Below are 18,479 nucleotides of genomic sequence, written 5' to 3'. Positions count from 1 at the left end.
TACAGACTAGTCAAGCATGCTCAAATCACGTACTGCACCTTTATCAGCTGAGGTAGCCAACAAAGCATACGCTTTCAGCGCAGCAGACACTTTACGAGGACGCGCCTCGACCGGTTTCCATCCCAACTTGTCTTGCTCAACACGACGAGCAGCAAGCTCCTCATCCGACAACAAAACGTCAATCGTACGGTTTGGGATATCAATACGGATGCGATCACCATTGCGTACTAAGCCAATTGCGCCACCCGCAGCCGCCTCAGGTGAGACGTGACCGATTGACAGCCCAGAAGTACCACCGGAGAAACGACCATCGGTTAATAACGCGCAGGCTTTACCTAAACCTTTCGATTTAATATACGAGGTCGGGTAAAGCATCTCCTGCATACCCGGGCCACCTTTAGGGCCTTCATAACGCACGATAACAACATCGCCCGCTTTAACTTTATCATCCAGAATATTGGCAACCGCCTCATCCTGAGATTCAGTAATATGGGCTGGACCTTCAAATACAAGAATAGACTCATCCACACCTGCGGATTTCACAACACAGCCATCAACAGCAATATTACCGTGTAAGACCGCTAAACCGCCCTCTAATGAGTATGCATGTTCAACAGAACGGATACAGCCATTCTCACGGTCACCATCCAGTGTAGGCCAACGTGTTGCTTGGCTAAACGCTGTCTGGGTCGGAATGCCTGCAGGGCCCGCCTTATAGAACTCCATAATTTCAGGCGTTGGGTTACGCATAATATCCCATTTATCCAACGCATCTTTCATCGTTGCTTCATGTACCGTAGGTACATCAGTGTGCAATCGGCCCGCACGATCCAACTCACCCAAAATACCCATAATGCCACCAGCACGGTGTACATCTTCAACATGATATTTAGGGGTATTCGGCGCGACTTTACAAAGCTGAGGCACAACGCGAGAAAGACGATCAATATCTTTCATCGTAAAGTCGATCTCAGCTTCCTGAGCAATCGCTAAAAGATGAAGAATCGTATTGGTCGAGCCTCCCATCGCTATATCAAGTGTGATCGCATTTTCGAACGCTTTAAAACCAACAGAGCGAGGAAGTACACCTTCATTATCCTGCTCATAATATTTTTTAGCCATCTCAACAATCGTACGACCCGCGCCTAAAAACAGCTGTTCACGATCCGCATGGGTAGCCACCACCGTACCATTACCCGGAAGCGCCAAACCTAAGGCTTCAGCCAAGCAGTTCATGGAGTTTGCCGTAAACATACCTGAGCAAGAACCACAGGTTGGGCATGCAGAACGCTCAACTTCGTCGACCATCTCATCCGTAGCATCCGGATCAACCGCCAACACCATGGCATCCACTAGATCCAGTTTATGCTCGGATAGTTTTGTCTTACCGGCTTCCATTGGACCACCGGAAACAAAGATAACAGGAATATTAAGGCGCATTGCCGCCATCAACATCCCCGGTGTGATTTTATCGCAGTTAGAGATACAAACTAACGCATCAGCACAATGGGCATTAACCATATACTCAACAGAATCAGCGATAATATCGCGAGAAGGCAGCGAATAGAGCATGCCATCATGACCCATTGCGATGCCATCATCGACAGCAATCGTATTAAATTCTTTTGCTACGCCCCCCGCCTTTTCAATTTCGCGCGCAACAAGCTGTCCCATGTCTTTAAGATGTACGTGACCTGGAACAAATTGAGTAAACGAGTTAGCCACAGCAATAATAGGCTTGTGGAAATCCGCATCCTTCATACCGGTCGCACGCCATAGCGCACGCGCACCCGCCATATTACGACCCGCAGTCGATGTCTTAGAGCGATATTGAGGCATTAGATTGACCCTTGAAATAATAAAGTTTTATTTAGCTAATTGCGGATTATAGCAGAATGCACCATTAAGCAACCTGCTTATACATTGTTTTCTATGCAACAGAGCATGCCACTAAGTGATTTATCCATTCATTGTCTAGACTGTATATAAGACCGATAGTGGGAGAAAACGTTATGCGTATTGGTATTCCTAAAGAGATTAAGGTCCATGAGTACCGTGTTGGACTCACCCCCGCGGGGGTAAAGCTACTCAGCCAGCAAGGCCACGTCCTCTTTGTAGAAACAAACGCCGGTGCCAAAATAGGCTTTAGTGATCAACACTACCAACAAGCGGGTGCCACCCTCTGTGACAGCGCCGTCGAGGTATGGAACCAAGCGGAGATGATTATTAAGGTAAAAGAGCCCCAAGCTTCCGAAACGCCCTACTTACGCGCCGACCATATCTTATTTGCCTATCTCCATTTAGCGGCTAATAAACCCCTTACCGATGCGCTGTTAACCTCAGGCTGTATCGCCATCGCTTATGAAACCATCACAGATCACCATCACCGCTTACCCTTGCTCGCTCCTATGAGCGAAGTGGCTGGACGCATGTCCGTTCAAACGGGGGCCCACTGTTTAGAGATAGCCCAGCAGGGCCGAGGGATTTTACTCGGTGGCGTTCCCGGCGTAGCACCGGGCAAGGTTGCTATTTTAGGCGGTGGGGTTGTAGGTACGAACGCCGCAATGATGGCGTTGGGCTTAGGCGCGGACACCACCATTTTTGACAATTCACCCGACCGACTGCGTGAACTGGATACACTGTTCCATGGCCGCTTAAGAACCCTCTATTCCACCCCAGATAGCATCTATGAGGCCGTTATCCACAGCGACTTGGTTATTGGGGCGGTATTAATCCCCGGCGCCGCAGCGCCTAAATTAGTCAAACGTGATCACTTAAACCATATGCAGAAGGGTTCTGTTTTAGTGGATGTTGCCATTGACCAAGGAGGGTGTTTTGAAAGCAGTCACGCTACAACCCATGCAGACCCCACGTTTACTCAGGCCGGCGTTGTCCACTACTGCGTAGCGAATATGCCGGGCGCAGTAGCACATACATCAACCATGGCACTGACCAATGCAACCCTACCCTATATTATTAAACTGGCAAACAATGGCTGGGAAAGTACCGTAAAACAGGATGATAATTTTGCAAAGGGACTCAACATTGCGCAGGGAAAACTTCTATGTGAAGGCGTAGCAGCCGCATTTGATCTTCCGCTACATACGATTACCGAACGGTAGTAGAACGATAAATTATGCATAACCTCTTGATCAGTTGATGGCTGCACTCTACCCTGTAAAACATATAAAAGTTTGAGGTTAAGCATGTCAATTATCGATAAAAAAGAGATCCGTTCAGATAAATGGATGAGTCTACTAATAAAAATTGGGCTTCCTATCGCTCTGATCAGTATTATTTCATTATGGGTAGGCTGGTATTTCAAAATTCCAGAACTCGGCAACCTATTTATTGTCACCGCAGCGGCAGCACTCACACTCGGTATGATCTATAACGTGCGTTTTGTCATCCTCTCCGTGCGCCAAGTCAAAGCGCAACAAGCGAAAGAGAAATAAACCTAACCAAACGTTCAACTTAAGATCCAGATCGACTATATTATTATCAGTACTTTCTAATATAAAGAGTATAGAAATCATGGATAAAAATATTGGTAATGTCGATAAAGTAATCCGCATCATCGCCGGGTTGGTATTAATTGCTTTGGTTTTTGTTGGGCCGCAAACCCTTTGGGGTTGGGTAGGTGTACCGGTTATTTTAATCGCAGTATTTGGCTGGTGCCCTCTCTATAAATTGCTGGGTGTTAGTACCTGTGGTAAATGTAGCAAATAACCGTCACCGTAAAAGATAGAATCCCACCACGGGGTGAGCTGAAGGGCCCATCCCATGGATCCTTTCGGATTATCGCAAGCGCCATCAACACCTATTCACGCCCTATACAGTTTTCCCACCGTAGACTGCGCCCTATGCTTCCAGCCCTCTAATTAAGTTAAATAAACATTTCTATTTACTACTTGATAGCGGATACGGGATACTATTCCCCATCAATAAAGTATGAGGTTTTACCAATGCTTACCCAGCATTTACGTGTTGCTGTGTTATTTACATCCCTCCTTGTAAGCTTTAGTCATAACGCATTAGCAAATGATCAGCAGGGAGTTCTATCGCCAAAACAAGCGATGGAAATTGCCACCAAGCATGAAGCAGGCAATGTAATCAAAACAGAAGCATCAGAGCATAATGGCAGAGCCGTGTACGTTATTCGTATTGTCAACGAGGGTCGTGTTAGAGATATCTTAGTTGATAGCCTCAACGGCAAAATCGTTACGCCTGATAAAGACTAAAGGGAGCAGTTCCGACATGAAATTACTTGTTGTTGAAGATGATCCAGATCTACGCCGCCAATTAGTAACGGCACTAGGAAGCAATAACTACACAGTAGAAGAAAGCGCAGACGGTGAAGAAGCCCTCTATATGGGTGAAGAATATCCGTACGACTTAGCTATTGTCGACCTTGGACTCCCTAAAGTATCAGGGATTGATGTCATAAAAGGCTGGCGCGCAGCAGGTAAAGAGTTCCCTATTATCATTCTAACGGCACGCGGCGATTGGCAAGATAAGGTCGAAGGCTTAGAAGCTGGGGCAGACGACTATCTTGTTAAACCCTTCCATATGGAAGAGTTAACCGCACGCCTCAATGCATTGCTACGGCGCGCCGCTGGACATTCAAAACCCGTCCTTGAATTTGGTCCCATTAAAATCGATACCACCGGGCGCGTTGTCTATCGCCATGATGAGGCGGTTAAGTTGACCAGCTACGAATATCGGACGTTTGAGTATTTAGTCTTAAATGCGGGTAAAACCATCTCTAAAAGCGAGTTAACAGAACACCTTTATCATCAAGACTTTGACCGTGACAGCAATGTCTTAGAGGTTTTTGTACGACGCTTACGTCAAAAATTAGATCCCAATCAAGACCTCGACCCTATTACGACGGTTCGCGGCCTTGGATACCGCTTTGCTCTCAGCGCATCGAAGGATAGCGAGTGAATGTAAGATCCCCCCTGCACTCACTGCAGGGGCGCTTACTGATCGCCTCGGTATTAATCTTACCGATTGTACTGCTCATTGCCGGACTCGCACTCAGCAACGCTTACAACTACAGTGTTGAAAATGCGGTAAAAGATCGACTGCAATTACAAGTGTACTTACTGCTTGGCGCTGTTGAGCTAAAAGAAGATCATATTATCTTCCCTGAACGACTCCAAGAACCTCGCTATGAACAAGTGAATTCAGGACTTTACGCTGCGATCCACGACAAAAATGGCAAACTCCTCTGGCGCTCACTCTCCTCCATTTTGTTGGATGACCCTAAACTATCAGAAGTTATCAGTTTAGGCGGCATCACAACCGGAGAGCCGCTTTTTGAGCATAAACCCGACGCCGGTATTTTTAGCTTCCAGCTGCGGATCATTTGGGAAAATAAGGGGGAGGAGCACTCATTCCTTTTCACCGTAATGGAATCAGATGAGCTTGTTACGCGTGATATAACCGCCTATGAACAACAATTAAGTATCTGGCTCGGCATTATTTTCCTTGTCGCCCTACTCGCACAAACCTTTATCTTAAGCTGGGGCCTCACGCCGTTAAGACGACTTGCCCGAGACTTAAAAGCGATAGAATCAGGTGAAGCGGACAAACTCGGCGGCCACTACCCTGACGAAGTCCAACCGGTTACAGAAAACCTAAACGAACTGATTGAAAGCGAACGCAAACAGCGGGAACGGTATCGAAATACCTTGGGCGATCTCGCCCACAGTTTAAAAACCCCATTAGCGGTAATGCGCGGCGCAGAACTAGAAGAACACGAGCTACACACCTACCAAACATTGGTCGCTGAGCAAGTGGAACGGATGGATCAAATCGTCCAATACCAACTGACACGGGCCGTTAAAAGCCACCACAAGCCTCTTGGAAAATCAGTCAACGTAACGCCGATTATTAACCGCATGCTGAGCGCACTAGGGAAGGTCTACCGCAACAAAGCGGTGCTGACCGACGTCGATCTTGCCGATGATCTGCTATTTCATGGTGATGAGCGCGACCTAATGGAAGTGCTCGGCAACATTATGGAAAACGCGTTTAAATACGGCAACAGTCGAGTGAAAGTCTCAGGTACCCATATCAATGGCGAGCTTAAACTATCAATCTGTGATGATGGCCCTGGGGTCACGCCGGATATGCGACAGGTAATCTTGCAACGGGGTGAACGCTTAGACACGTCAATTCAAGGACAAGGGATCGGCCTCTCAGTGGCAACCGATATCATCAGTTGCTACCAAGGAGCCATAGAGGTTAAAGACTCACCACTTGGTGGAACCTGTTTTGTGATCCGCTTCCCTGACTAAGAACAACGGCCTAACCTAAATCGCGAATAAACACTTTAGAATTACGCTGTAGGTTAAACAGGGCCTTTTTCTCATTCGGCAATTGATTCACATTACTTTCGACAAATCCGCGCTCAAGAAACCAATGGGCGGTTTTGGTTGTCAGCACAAATAACTTTTCAAGGCCTTGTTGCCGAGCCTGTTTCTCCACCGCTCGAAGCAGCTCATCTCCGCGCGCTCCTCCTTTATATTCGGCCGCCACGACCACACAGGCCAACTCACCGACTTTCTCTTCTATAAAGGGGTATAACGCCGCACAACCGATAACAAAGCCATCACGTTCGATCAAGGTGAAGCGTTCAATTTCATTTTCCAACACCTCCCGTGAACGGCGGACTAAAGTACCGTTCGCCTCTAGCGGCCGGATCAACTCCAAGACAGCGCCTACGTCTTCTATACACGCAGGTTTAAGCTGCTCATATGACTCGGACAGAATCATGGTGCCGGAACCATCACGGGTAAAAAGTTCAGCCAATAAGGCGCCATCTTCTTTAAAACTAATAAGATGACAACGTTTTACGCCTTTACGGCACGCATTAACGGCCGCTTCTAAATGACGAGAGAGTTCAGTATGCGGCTGATCAGTATCCTCTAGTGAGGCAAGGTACTGGCTAACTAAGCGTTCAGCTTTACGTGTTAGCAGCTCACTACGCAGCTGCCCCGAACTATCGGACACACCGTTATCCGCACCAAAAATAATTAATTTATCCGCCTCAAGAGCCGCTGCTGCACAGGTCGCTACATCTTCAACAGAAAGGTTAAACAACTCACCTGTCGGTGAATAACCTAAATGGGATAACAAAACGATATTGCCATCATCTAATTGCTGCACAATCGCTTCATGATCAATACGACGAACTTCGCCGGTATGAGCCATATCAATGCCATCTAAAACACCAACCGGCTTAGCCGTCACAAAATTACCAGAAATCACCTTTATCCGTGACCCAGCCATCGGTGTATTTGGTAAACCAAGTGATAAGCGCGCTTCAACCTCTGCACGCACGATAGCGGATGCCTCAATCACACAGGTCATCGTATCTTGATCCGTCACCCTCAGGTGATGATGAAGTTGCGACTGAATCGATTTTTGCTGTAAGCGTTCACTGATTTGTGGACGGGAGCCATGCACCAAAATCAACCTCACACCGAGGCTGTTCAGTAGTGCAATATCATGCACTATGTTGGCAAAATTAGGATCGGCAACAGACTCACCACTTAGCATCAGTACAAAGGTGTTACCACGATGCGCGTTGATGTAAGGCGAGGAGTGACGGAACCAATTAACGTATTGTTTAGTATCGTTATTCACAGCAGTCTACAAACAGTATTGAGTGATCATTTTCTCTAATATGGCTACTGTAGGCTTAATCTGATCAAAAGCCAAATACTCATCCGGTTGATGAGCTTGATCAATAGAGCCCGGCCCCATCACAATCGTATCCATACCTAAATCTTGCATAAACGGCGCTTCCGTACCAAACGCAACCGATTCCGCTTGAAAGCCCGTTAATTTCTCAGCCATCCGCACTAAATCTGAATCCCGCTGATTAGCAAACGCAGGGATCCCTGGGAACAGTGCTTCGGTTGTAATATTAACCCCAAACTGATGGGCTAACGGCGCTAAGCGTTTACTCACATCTTCACGTAAATTATCCAAACTCATACCCGGCAGCGGACGCAGGTCGTACTCCAGTTCACAATTGCCACAGATACGATTTGGGTTATCCCCCCCATGAATACAACCTAAGTTAAGCGTAGGTTCTGCAATCTTAAACGCACTATTTCGATGGTTCTGCTTCATCTCATTACGGAACGCGATAAGTTCTGACAACACAGAGTGCATAGCATCCAATGCATTCGCCCCAAGGGATGGGTCAGAAGAGTGACCCGCCTTACCTTCGATTCGAACCGACTCCATCATCATGCCTTTATGCATATAGATCGGTTTCATCCCTGTAGGCTCGCCGATAATGGCATAACGCGCCTTTGGCTTACCCGAGGTCGCTAATGCGCGCGCACCACTCATCGAACTCTCTTCATCGGCGGTCGCCAAAATAATGAGCGGCTGCTTTAATGACTGATCAAGGAATTTCTTCGCTGCTTCAATCGCAATAGGAAAAAAGCCTTTCATGTCACAGGTGCCTAAACCATAAAAGCGGTTCTCTTTTTCCGTCAACTTAAAAGGGTCACTCTGCCAACGCTGTGCATTAAAAGGCACGGTGTCCGTATGCCCAGACAACACCAACCCGCCGGGGCCTTTCCCTAAGGTTGCAATTAGATTGGCTTTACCTGGCCGCCCAGCAATCGGCATCACCTCAGTGTCAAAGCCCAAATGGGACAGCCAACCTTCAAGCAATTCAATCACAGGGAGATTGCTTTGATCCCAATCAGGCTGAGTACAACTGACCGATGGGCTGGCAATCAATTGTGACAACATAGTGACCAAATCAGGGCAACTTTTTGACATCAGCATCTCCTAAAAAGACGGGTTAATCGTCTTTGTATAATTTTTTATGGCGGGTGGCTCTGTACAACATTTTAAGCTGAGCACTCACGTTTAGATAGAGTTTTCCAGCGATAGCTGAGGTAAACTGAATCCCATTAGATCATCTGCATTAATGCAGCGCTTAACATAATAATTAAGATAACACGCCGAACCCAGAGTATTGAGAATAAAACGATGGCACTTGAAGTCGAGCTTAAACTAACCCTAAGTCCACACCATGTTGAATCCCTAAAGCGCCAACCGCTGTTTCGCTCAGAGCAGGTAAGGGAGCTAAAAACCGAAAACTTAGGTAACACCTATTACGATACCCCTGACCAACTGCTGACCCAACACAAGGTCGCACTGCGTATTCGTAAAAAAGGTGAGCAACTCATACAAACGCTAAAGAGTAGTGGCACCTCTGAAGCAGGCATGCACAGCAGAAATGAGTGGGAATGGTTACTCGATTCTCCCGAACTCGACTTTCAACGCCTCGCCTCCGCTGAATGGCCAAATGCACTCAATACTCAGGCCTTACAAAGCAGTATAGCGCCAGCGTTTACAACAAACTTTCAGCGCACAACGTGGATACTAGACACCCTAGATAGCCAAGGTAACGTGCTAAAAGCCGAAATAGCACTAGACCAAGGCAGCGTCACCGCCGCCAATAAGGAAGACACCCTGTGCGAGCTAGAACTTGAGTTACTTGAGGGCGATGCCCCAGAGCTCGTCAAGTTTGCCCTCAAATTAGCCAAACATGTCCCCCTTTATATTAGCGACGTCAGTAAAGCTGAACGGGGCTACCGTTTACTCAACACCGACGCCTATGAAGTCCACCGCTCTATACCCTCGTTTGATGACTGCACCACCCTCGAACAGGCCTTTATTGAGCTGCTTAAAAATGAACTCAGTTTATGGCCACGCTATTTTGAAGCATGGCACTTCACCCAGAACTGGAAATTTATCCCACTGGCACTGGAATCACTCCGCAATGTAGGCGCATTCTATGAAAGCTTTAGCAGTATTATCCCTGCCGATCCTGACGGGGCGATCAACCAACTGCTAACCAAACTCATACGTCAGTTAAGAGATATCGATGCTTGGCGCAGGACTGCACTCCTCTCAGGAAATAAAGAGTGCCGCTGGTTTCAACAACAGGCGGAACAAGCGGCTGCTAGAATTAATGTCCTACTGCAAACCGCAGAACCCGGCGTGCTAGCCCTGCTCATTTCAGAACAACTGATCGAACGCGCTTGGCGCAAGCGTTGGAACAACACACACAAGCAGCTGGCTGGGCACGCGTTATTCGATAACTAAGCAGATAGATAACGGATGTATTAGATACCTGACAGCGATCAGGACACAATCTAATCAGCACTGATACGATTAAAGGATTCTTCTCAGGAGCCACACGACCCATGCTGAAACCCCAGATGGAACAACTACCCGAAGCACTACGCCCTGTTTTACAACAAAACTGGGATCAAATATCAGCGGCCTTGGATCACGTCACATCATCACCGGCCTCATTTGCAGATGATCTCTCCCGGGTTTTAACAGGTAGCACGTTTGTGGCCGAGCAACTGGGGCGCAACACTGAGATGCTGTCTAACTTATTAGACAGTGGCGACCTCTATTCTGACTATGATGAAGATCATTACCAGCAGTGCTTAAAAACACGTTTTGCCTCCTTAGAAACAGAAGAGCAACTGCACACAGCCGTTCGCTGCTTTAGGCAGCGGGAGCAGGTGCGTTTAATTTGGCGGGATTTAAACCGCTTGAGCGATATGCGCACCACAACCCGCGAACTCTCTTGGTTAGCCGATGCCTGTGTAGAGCAAACCATGAATTGGTTATACCTACACGCCTGCGAACGTTGGGGCACGCCGATAGGAAGAGACAGCAAAAACCCCCAACGCATGGTGGTACTGGGGATGGGCAAACTCGGCGCTAACGAGCTCAACCTATCGTCAGATATAGACCTTATCTTTGTTTACCCTGAAAATGGCGAGACTGAAGGCAGTAAAAAATGCCTAGATAACCAAGACTTCTTTATCCGCTTAGGCAAAAAACTGATTCAGGCGCTCGATAATACAACCATTGACGGTTTTGTCTTTCGCGTTGATATGCGCTTACGCCCTTTCGGGTCAGCAGGCCCTCTCGCCATCAGTTTTGATGCGATGGAAGGTTACTACCAAGATCATGGCCGCGAATGGGAGCGCTATGCCATGATCAAAGCACGCGTAATGGCGGGTGACAAAGAGGCGGGACAGGAACTTATGGGCATTCTGCGTCCTTTTGTTTACCGTAAATATATAGACTTCAGCGCTTTTGACTCACTCCGCGAGATGAAAGATATGATCAGCCGTGAAGTACGGCGAAAAGGACTTAACAACAATGTTAAGTTAGGCGCCGGCGGCATTCGAGAGGTGGAGTTTATTGCACAGGTCTTCCAGCTTTTACGTGGGGGACGCGACACAAGGCTGCAACAGAGAGAGCTTTGTAACATCCTTCCCTTACTACCAGAGGCGGTCGGCATGCCGCAAATCGCCGCAGATGAACTCATGCAAGCGTATCTTTTTTTACGCAATACAGAACACGCTATCCAAGCGGTCGCCGACAAGCAAACACAAGAGCTACCAACAACCGAGCAGGAACAACTCCGTCTCGCATTTAACATGGGCTTTGATACATGGGCCTCTTTTACACAGCATTTAGACGCGCAACGGGAAAAGGTTCGTCACCACTTTACCGATTTAATTGCCCCCAGTGAGGAGGAAGATCCAGAGCAAACCTCAACGGATCAACAGCTATGGCTGTCACTGTGGAAGGATGAATTAGACAACGAACAAGCGGAAGCCATTTTAAAAGAACAAGGGTTTGATACCCCAGACGAAGCGTGGCACCTGATCGACACCCTGCGCCAATCAAAAACCGTACAGATGCTACAGAAAATAGCGCAAGATCGGCTTTTGCTGGTCCTGCCTATCCTGTTTCAAGAGGTCATAAAAACCGATAACCCGACTGAAACATTAAGCCGCGTTTTCGAACTGATCCAAGCCATATTACGCCGCTCCGCTTACCTGGTTCTGTTAGCCGAAAACCCTGATGCATTACAACAGCTGGTCAAACTCTGTTCGGCTTCTAACTGGTTCTCCGAAAAACTACGAACCCACCCGATCTTACTTGATGAACTGATCGATCAAAATACCTTATATGCCCCCCCCAATAAGGAACAGCTTAACAGCGAGCTCCGGCAACAGCTTTTGCGTATCCCCGAAGAGGATACCGAGCAACTTATGGATGCATTGCGTTATTTCAAAAATGCCCATGTACTCAAAGTGGCGGCATCAGAGATTACCGATGCCCTGCCTCTCATGAAAGTGAGTGATTACTTAACATGGACAGCGGAAGTGATCTTAGAAGCGGTAGTCGATATCGCATGGAAGCTCATGACCGAAAAACATGGCTTACCGCAAAAAACCGCCGGCGTGCCCTGTGATCCCGACTTTATCGTTTTAGGGTACGGAAAAATGGGAGGGATTGAGCTCTCCTACGGATCAGATTTAGATCTGGTTTTCATCCATGATGCCGACCCTAACCTCTTTACCGATGGCAACAAACAGATCCCTAATGCGGTGTTCTTCACCCGTTTAGGTCAAAAAATTATTCATATACTCAACACCTTCACCACCTCCGGCCAGCTCTATGAAGTAGATATGCGCCTTCGCCCTTCAGGCAACTCCGGCTTATTAGTGAGTTCACTCAAGGCTTTTGCTGAATACCAACAGAAAGAGGCTTGGACATGGGAGCATCAAGCCTTAGTCCGCGCCCGCGTTGTGGCCGGTGATCTTGCGCTCAAGAGCCGCTTTGAAGCTGTGCGAGCTGACATTCTTGGACAAAAACGTGAAAGCAAAAAGTTATTAACTGATGTCACCGAAATGCGGGAGAAGATGCGTCAGCACTTAGGCAGCAAAAGTAGTGAAAGCGATCAGGTATTCCACCTTAAACACGACCGAGGCGGCATTGTTGATATTGAGTTTTTAGTTCAGTTCTTGGTACTCAATTACGCAAGCCAATATCCGGAACTGTACCAGTTTACCGATAACATCCGCATTTTGGATGCCGTTGAAAACGTAGGTCTACTGGAAGAAAAAGAAACGGAGATCCTGCGGGAAGCCTATAAAGCCTATCGTGCAGTCGGCCATAAACAATCGATGCAAGATTTATCAAATACGATCTCAGCCTCAGAGATGAAGGATCTGAGGGAAGCGGTCGCCACAATTTGGCAGACAGTGATGACGCCATAACAAAAAGGGCGGACTTTTTACAAAGTCCGCCCTCGTCAAAAGCAAAACGTTTAGATTAAACGTCCGTTAACCAACCGTGCTTATCTTCTGCTTTACCCCACTGAATATCATTCAGCGCAGTACGTAGTTTAACGGTAGTTTCACCAATACCACCATTACCTACTTTGTATTCTTTATCTTGATAAACCATCGTTCCAACTGGCGCAAGAACCGCAGCCGTACCAGATAGCGCCGCTTCACAGCCCGGTTTTTTGATACGTTCCAGCATTTCATCAACGGTAATTGTACGCTCGGTTACTTTCATACCTAAATCGCGGGCAATCGTTAAAACGCTATCACGGGTAACACCGTGCAAGAAACTATCATCTAGGGAGCGGGTGATCACTTCATCACCATCAATTAATAGGAAGTTTGCCGCACCCGTTTCCTGAACATCTCCGTTTGGACAGAATAAAACCTGATCAACTTTATGTTCAGCTTTAGCTTTCATGGTAGGTAACAGCGCACTCGCGTAGTTGCCACCACTTTTGATCATACCGTTATGCGGTGCACAACGCAGACCTTGGTCTTCTACCAAAATACGTAAAGCACGATCACCACCGGCAAAGTAGTCACCAACCGGCGAAAGCAATACATAGAAACACGCTGTTTCAGACGGTGCAGCAGCTTTACCAACAGCAGGCTCAGTACCGAACAATGTAGGACGGATGTACATGGAACCCGGAGGTTGTGGCACATCAGACTCAAAACGTTTTACCGTATCTAAAATCATCTGAGTGACAAAGCCTTCATCGAGTTCAGGCAGCGCCAATAAACGTGCACTTTGTGCTAAACGGGCCACGTTACGGTCAATACGGAACACTTTAACTGAACCATCCGCATGCCTAAATGCCTTAAGGCCTTCAAAACAGGTGCTCGCATAATGTAAAACATGCGCACCCGGATGTAACTGAATGCTATTACTCGGGACCATTTCGACCGCACTCCAGCTTGAACCGTCAAACCAAGTGATTGACATTTCCGGCATAAAAACGGAGCCAAATGCAGTAGCCATGATACCTTCCTTTAATTAATTACCTGCTGTGCCGATAGATCCCACACATAGGGAAAAGCGACAGAGATGAAAAATGATGAGTATAAATAGGGCTGACATTCTAATCCTCAAAAGCGCAAATTGGAATTACCTCTACCGATAACATAGCCTCTTCCTGTAAAAAAATTGTCTTACCCTATTTCTAAATACAAATTGGGTGTTTTTACTAATTATTGTATGATTCTCAGCTAGAAAAAAATGTCGTTTCAAACAACCTATCAAACATGACGTTCCAACAGCACCGGTTGCAGTACCCGTAACTATCGTTTTTTTGCTTTTGGATACACTGTCGCGGCCTAATGAGAAAGAATGGAACAATTATTAACTAGACTCGTTAACTTAGGAAAATCAGCGCCTAAACGCGCCTTCCTTATCATCTTTCTATGCCTCGCCTTATGTGATCTATTTTTAGTGCGTGATCTTACGTGGCTCATGGAAAACTGGACGGGAAAACGGTTTTGGGTCAACTACAGCTTCAGCCTCATCTCGTTGTTACTGCTCATGGTCATCCTTGCCCCGAGCAAAAACGGCAGTGTTCGTTCACTCTTTATGTTTTTTATACTCGGCACGCAGATCGCCCAACAATCTTATTTTGCGATCTATCGTAATTTTGTCACCGTCTTTGACCTACGCTTTGTTGCCGCTGACCCTTTATTAACCCTAGAGCTGTGGCTAGATAACGCCATTATTCTCAAACCGCTATTACTGCTTCTCATTGAGCTACCGCTGTTACTGTTGCTCTTCCGCCTAGAGCTCAAACCCAAACTATGGCTGAGAGCATGCAGTGTAGTGGTTGCCTCTCTCTTTTTTTTACTGGTATCGTTTAGCTGGTACGGTATCAGTAAATTTCAATTCAGTACTGTCGCTTATGCCGGCGTCTTTCCCAGCCTGATTGAACGAAACGCGTTTGAAGGCAAACTGGCTGACAAGCCGGTCTTAACACCACAGAAACCGGTCGAAGGCCTGCCCAATATCGTCTTTATCGTTGGCGAATCACTCACTTTAGACCATACCGGCATCGCCGGATATGAGCGGCAGACGACCCCTAAACTGCAGCAGATGATGGCAGCTAACGAGCTGATCCTGTATCGCAATGCCGTCAGTATCGGCACCCGTACATTAAGCTCTGTTCCTTATATGTTAACCGGACTACAAGGCATCGACCCCCACGGTTTAGTCTATAGCAGCCCCACTATTTTCAATTACGCCAAGGCGGCTGGGTATAAAACAGCATTAATCAGCGCCCAAGATTTCCAATGGCGTAACGTAGACCAAATCTTTGTTGATCAGGACTTAGACTTCTACCGTTCTGGCACCGATTTCAGCGCATCGGTTTCTGTGTCAGAAGGTGCCGACGATATGAAAGTACTCGAAGAGGGGATACTGCCTTATCTACAAACGGCTCTCGATAGAAAGTCTGAAGCCCCAATGCTATTAGTCGCGCAAATGAATGGTAGCCACTACCCTTACAGCAGCCATTCCCCCGACTATATCAAGCAGTTTCTACCGGAAAATAATCCTAACGGCATGAACGCTTATGATAATACCGTGCTCTACACTGACTTGTACCTTACCTCCTTGGTCAAAGCGGTGAGACAAAAAGACCCTAATGCCTGGGTCTTTTTCTCGTCAGATCACGGTCAAGATGTCTCACATAACAAGACATCCTTTAACGCGGGTTACGGCTCCGGTGTAATACACAATGCGCTCATGGTTTTCCCGCCTGCTGACGCAATCGACACCCTTAAAGCAAACGAAACAGCTCCCGTTAGCCAAGCTGATATTTTCGCCACTATCTTGAAATTAATGCAAATCCAGCCGGTCACGGAGATCAACGGCATCAACCTGATGAGTAAAATCGATCCAGCAAGGTTACGTGTGGTTTCCGCATATATGAAAACGCTTCACAACGAGCCCAATGCGGTACTTGTACTACCCGACCTCCGCTATATACATATTGATTTTGACCGACAGAGCGCCACCTTGCCCGACGGCAAAACCATACAGCCCTATCAAGAGCTCATGCCTGAATACCGGGCTATTTTCGATCGTCGTCTCACACCAACTCAGCACGGTGAGTTATAGATTATGTTTGTTCACGCTGCATTTACTTATCCAACCCTAGGGTGCCTAAAATGAAAACACTGATTATAGGGCCTTCATGGGTTGGCGATATGCTGATGAGTCAGTCGCTATACCGGCACCTAAAACAGCAAAACCCTGCCCGTGAGATTGACGTACTCGCCCCCAACTGGTGCCGCCCAGTATTAGCCCGAATGCCTGAAATAAACCAAGCTATCGAGATGCCAGTAGGCCATGGCAGCTTACAATGGGGACTAAGAAAGCAGATTGGCAAACAGTTGGCTCACGCGGGCTACGAGCAAGCGTTTGTACTACCTAATTCGTTAAAATCCGCCCTGATTCCATGGTTTGCTGATATTCCAACACGCACCGGCTGGCGGGGGGAAATGCGGTACGGTTTATTAAATGACCTGCGGGTCTTAAATAAAGACGCATTTCCGTTAATGGTTCAGCGTTACGTCGCATTATCACAGCCAGCTCAAGCGCCCGCATTAACGCTCGATGACATACTCTACCCCAGCCTCACCACTGACAGCACACAGCTAGCCAACGCATTGGCCCAGTTCACGTTAACAACAGATAACGCTATCGCATTTTGCCCCGGTGCAGAGTTTGGTCCAGCTAAACGCTGGCCTGATTATCACTATGCGGCCTTAGCTAAAAAGCTGATTGCCGACGGGTTACAGGTTTGGCTGTTCGGATCAGAAAAAGATAAAGAAACCTGCCAACATATCAAAAACCAGCTCACCGAGCAGGAACAGGGCCGTTGTCATAACTTAGCGGGGAGCACAAGCCTACCCCAAGCAATTGACCTGATTGCTCAGTGCCAAGCCGCGGTCAGTAACGACTCAGGCTTAATGCATATTGCCGCAGCGGTTGGCACGCCTCTCGTGGCACTTTACGGGCCCACGAGCCCAGGCTTTACACCGCCTTTATCACAGCACGCGGAGGTGATCCGTTTGATCGACGGTTTTCATAAGATAAGAAAAGGCGATGCCGATCAGGGGTATCACCAGAGCATGATCGACATCAGCCCAGAGATGACCTACACCGCATTACAAAAGTGGCTCGCAGCATGAAAGTACTGATCGTTAAAACCTCATCCATGGGCGATGTTATTCATACCCTGCCCGCCTTAACTGATGCGGCAGCGGCATACCCTGATATTCGCTTTGACTGGGTTGTTGAGGAGGGGTTTCAAGAGATCCCTCACTGGCACCCCCATGTTGACAAGGTTATTCCCGTTGCAATTAGGCGGTGGCGTAAAAACATTATTCGAACCTTAAAAAACGATGAGTGGTCTGCTTATAAATCGCAGCTACAAGCGCACAGCTATGATTGTGTCATCGATGCCCAAGGGTTATTAAAAAGTGCACTTTTAGTCTCAAGGCTAGCCCGAGGCCCCCGTTATGGTTTAGATAAGCACTCAGCCAAAGAACCCCTTGCCGCCCGTTTTTATGACCACCCCATTCATGTCCGTAAAAATCTACATGCGGTAGAGCGTATTCGCCAACTTTTTGCCGCCGCACTTAATTATCCCTATCCCGAACAGCTTGGTGACTTTGCTATACGGCAGCATTTTATATCCGCAGCGCCAGCGGTAGCGCCCTATTTAGTCTTCCAACACAGTACCACCCGTTTTGATAAACATTGGCCTGAAACCTATTGGATTTCGCTTATTGAGAAAGCCGCAACGGCAGGTTGGAGCATCAAGCTCCCTTGGGGTAGCCCTACCGAAAAGGAGCGTGCCGAACGTTTAGCGCAGACTCACCCCCAGGTAGACGTTTTGCCTAAGCTCAGCCTCTCTGAGGTCGCCCATGTCCTTGTAAACGCCACCGCGTGTGTCTCGGTCGATACGGGCTTATCCCACCTTGCTGCCGCACTAGATACGCCCAACTTGATACTCTTTGGCCCGACAGACCCCGGCTTAGTCGGTGGTTACGGTAAAAACCAACAATGCTTAGAGGCGAAAGATTATTCAGACAGCACTCACCTTGTTGAGCCAGCAATTTTTGCTCCTCTCACACCCGAGATTGTATGGAGCAAGCTACAGGAGATGATTTAACCCTGTACGGATACTGATCTTAGTCACTCTATTCCCTTGATGCATTTGCGGTTAAGCGAATACCCACTAGCATTAAATTAGGGGAGTCCCTAATTAT

15 protein-coding genes are annotated in these 18,479 nt (G+C 47.5%); 11 read left to right on the top strand and 4 right to left on the bottom strand.

Translation table 11 applies throughout. The annotated features are described in order from the left end of the window. Positions 1-6: 6 nt before the first annotated feature. On the bottom strand, positions 7-1,839 hold the full coding sequence (gene ilvD, locus A3773_RS08820; RefSeq protein ID WP_067985120.1) for a dihydroxy-acid dehydratase: 1,833 nt from the start codon (positions 1,837-1,839) through the stop codon (positions 7-9). Positions 1,840-2,012: 173 nt separating this feature from the next. Here ilvD and ald point away from each other — a divergent pair, with 173 nt between their 5' ends. The 6 genes from ald (at position 2,013) to A3773_RS08790 (ending at position 6,305) form a co-directional block, all read left to right on the top strand. Then, positions 2,013-3,122, top strand: coding sequence for an alanine dehydrogenase (ald, locus tag A3773_RS08815; RefSeq protein WP_067985118.1), 1,110 nt, complete (start codon positions 2,013-2,015; stop codon positions 3,120-3,122). 84 nt (positions 3,123-3,206) lie between these two features. After that, positions 3,207-3,455: a hypothetical protein gene (locus A3773_RS08810; RefSeq protein WP_067985116.1), complete on the top strand. Its 249-nt coding sequence runs from the start codon at positions 3,207-3,209 to the stop codon at positions 3,453-3,455. A 79-nt stretch (positions 3,456-3,534) separates the two neighbouring features. Beyond that, the gene (locus tag A3773_RS08805; RefSeq protein WP_067985114.1) at positions 3,535-3,729 is read left to right on the top strand and encodes a YgaP family membrane protein; all 195 of its coding nucleotides are present in this window, start codon (positions 3,535-3,537) and stop codon (positions 3,727-3,729) included. A gap of 236 nt (positions 3,730-3,965) precedes the next feature. Next, positions 3,966-4,241, top strand: a complete 276-nt coding sequence (locus A3773_RS08800; RefSeq protein WP_067985113.1) for a PepSY domain-containing protein — start codon at positions 3,966-3,968, stop codon at positions 4,239-4,241. A 16-nt stretch (positions 4,242-4,257) separates the two neighbouring features. After that, complete coding sequence (locus tag A3773_RS08795) at positions 4,258-4,947, top strand: response regulator transcription factor (protein ID WP_067985111.1); 690 nt, start codon at positions 4,258-4,260, stop codon at positions 4,945-4,947. After that, a complete protein-coding gene (locus tag A3773_RS08790; protein ID WP_067985109.1) occupies positions 4,944-6,305 on the top strand; it encodes an ATP-binding protein in 1,362 nt (453 codons plus the stop codon). Before A3773_RS08795 ends, A3773_RS08790 begins: the two co-directional genes overlap by 4 nt. Positions 6,306-6,315: 10 nt before the next feature. On the opposite strand, the gene argA is transcribed toward A3773_RS08790, so the two are convergent. Together argA and argE are read right to left on the bottom strand one after the other, a co-directional pair. Continuing rightward, positions 6,316-7,656: an amino-acid N-acetyltransferase gene (gene argA / locus A3773_RS08785; protein ID WP_067985107.1), complete on the bottom strand. Its 1,341-nt coding sequence runs from the start codon at positions 7,654-7,656 to the stop codon at positions 6,316-6,318. A gap of 6 nt (positions 7,657-7,662) precedes the next feature. Further along, on the bottom strand, positions 7,663-8,814 hold the full coding sequence (gene argE, locus A3773_RS08780) for an acetylornithine deacetylase (RefSeq protein ID WP_156473480.1): 1,152 nt from the start codon (positions 8,812-8,814) through the stop codon (positions 7,663-7,665). Positions 8,815-9,027: 213 nt separating this feature from the next. Between argE and A3773_RS08775 the strand changes: the two genes are divergently transcribed. Beyond that, positions 9,028-10,149, top strand: coding sequence for a CYTH domain-containing protein (locus tag A3773_RS08775; protein WP_067985103.1), 1,122 nt, complete (start codon positions 9,028-9,030; stop codon positions 10,147-10,149). Positions 10,150-10,250: 101 nt separating this feature from the next. Further along, positions 10,251-13,142 carry a bifunctional [glutamate--ammonia ligase]-adenylyl-L-tyrosine phosphorylase/[glutamate--ammonia-ligase] adenylyltransferase gene (gene glnE, locus A3773_RS08770; protein ID WP_067985100.1) on the top strand — a complete coding sequence of 964 codons (2,892 nt, stop codon included), beginning with the start codon at positions 10,251-10,253 and terminating at the stop codon, positions 13,140-13,142. Between the two features lie 55 nt (positions 13,143-13,197). Here the strand turns inward: glnE and A3773_RS08765 are convergent, their stop codons facing one another. Next, positions 13,198-14,196 carry a branched-chain amino acid aminotransferase gene (locus A3773_RS08765; protein WP_067985098.1) on the bottom strand — a complete coding sequence of 333 codons (999 nt, stop codon included), beginning with the start codon at positions 14,194-14,196 and terminating at the stop codon, positions 13,198-13,200. A gap of 348 nt (positions 14,197-14,544) precedes the next feature. Here A3773_RS08765 and A3773_RS08760 point away from each other — a divergent pair, with 348 nt between their 5' ends. Genes A3773_RS08760 through rfaC form a run of 3 tightly spaced genes read left to right on the top strand, consistent with a single transcriptional unit; the run spans position 14,545 to position 18,382 of the window. Continuing rightward, entirely contained in the window at positions 14,545-16,320 is a 1,776-nt protein-coding gene (locus A3773_RS08760) for a phosphoethanolamine transferase (protein WP_067985095.1), read from the top strand. A gap of 50 nt (positions 16,321-16,370) precedes the next feature. Then, complete coding sequence (gene waaF, locus A3773_RS08755; protein WP_067985093.1) at positions 16,371-17,396, top strand: lipopolysaccharide heptosyltransferase II; 1,026 nt, start codon at positions 16,371-16,373, stop codon at positions 17,394-17,396. Next, positions 17,393-18,382: a lipopolysaccharide heptosyltransferase RfaC gene (gene rfaC / locus A3773_RS08750; RefSeq protein ID WP_067985091.1), complete on the top strand. Its 990-nt coding sequence runs from the start codon at positions 17,393-17,395 to the stop codon at positions 18,380-18,382. Before waaF ends, rfaC begins: the two co-directional genes overlap by 4 nt. Positions 18,383-18,479 lie beyond the last annotated feature (97 nt).

Source organism: Neptuniibacter pectenicola, assembly GCF_001597735.1.
Classification (GTDB): Bacteria; Pseudomonadota; Gammaproteobacteria; order Pseudomonadales; family Balneatricaceae; genus Neptuniibacter; species Neptuniibacter pectenicola.
The sequence above is the reverse complement of the archived record's forward strand: the minus strand, read 5'-3'. Positions and strand labels throughout refer to the sequence as shown.

Coding starts and splice junctions, on each gene's coding strand:
- ilvD (WP_067985120.1), bottom strand. CDS start 1,839: ATGCCTCAATATCGCTCTAAGACATCGACTGCGGGTCGTAATATGGCG.
- ald (WP_067985118.1), top strand. CDS start 2,013: ATGCGTATTGGTATTCCTAAAGAGATTAAGGTCCATGAGTACCGTGTT.
- A3773_RS08810 (WP_067985116.1), top strand. CDS start 3,207: ATGTCAATTATCGATAAAAAAGAGATCCGTTCAGATAAATGGATGAGT.
- A3773_RS08805 (WP_067985114.1), top strand. CDS start 3,535: ATGGATAAAAATATTGGTAATGTCGATAAAGTAATCCGCATCATCGCC.
- A3773_RS08800 (WP_067985113.1), top strand. CDS start 3,966: ATGCTTACCCAGCATTTACGTGTTGCTGTGTTATTTACATCCCTCCTT.
- A3773_RS08795 (WP_067985111.1), top strand. CDS start 4,258: ATGAAATTACTTGTTGTTGAAGATGATCCAGATCTACGCCGCCAATTA.
- argE (WP_156473480.1), bottom strand. CDS start 8,814: ATGTCAAAAAGTTGCCCTGATTTGGTCACTATGTTGTCACAATTGATT.
- A3773_RS08775 (WP_067985103.1), top strand. CDS start 9,028: ATGGCACTTGAAGTCGAGCTTAAACTAACCCTAAGTCCACACCATGTT.
- glnE (WP_067985100.1), top strand. CDS start 10,251: ATGCTGAAACCCCAGATGGAACAACTACCCGAAGCACTACGCCCTGTT.
- A3773_RS08765 (WP_067985098.1), bottom strand. CDS start 14,196: ATGGCTACTGCATTTGGCTCCGTTTTTATGCCGGAAATGTCAATCACT.
- A3773_RS08760 (WP_067985095.1), top strand. CDS start 14,545: ATGGAACAATTATTAACTAGACTCGTTAACTTAGGAAAATCAGCGCCT.
- waaF (WP_067985093.1), top strand. CDS start 16,371: ATGAAAACACTGATTATAGGGCCTTCATGGGTTGGCGATATGCTGATG.
- rfaC (WP_067985091.1), top strand. CDS start 17,393: ATGAAAGTACTGATCGTTAAAACCTCATCCATGGGCGATGTTATTCAT.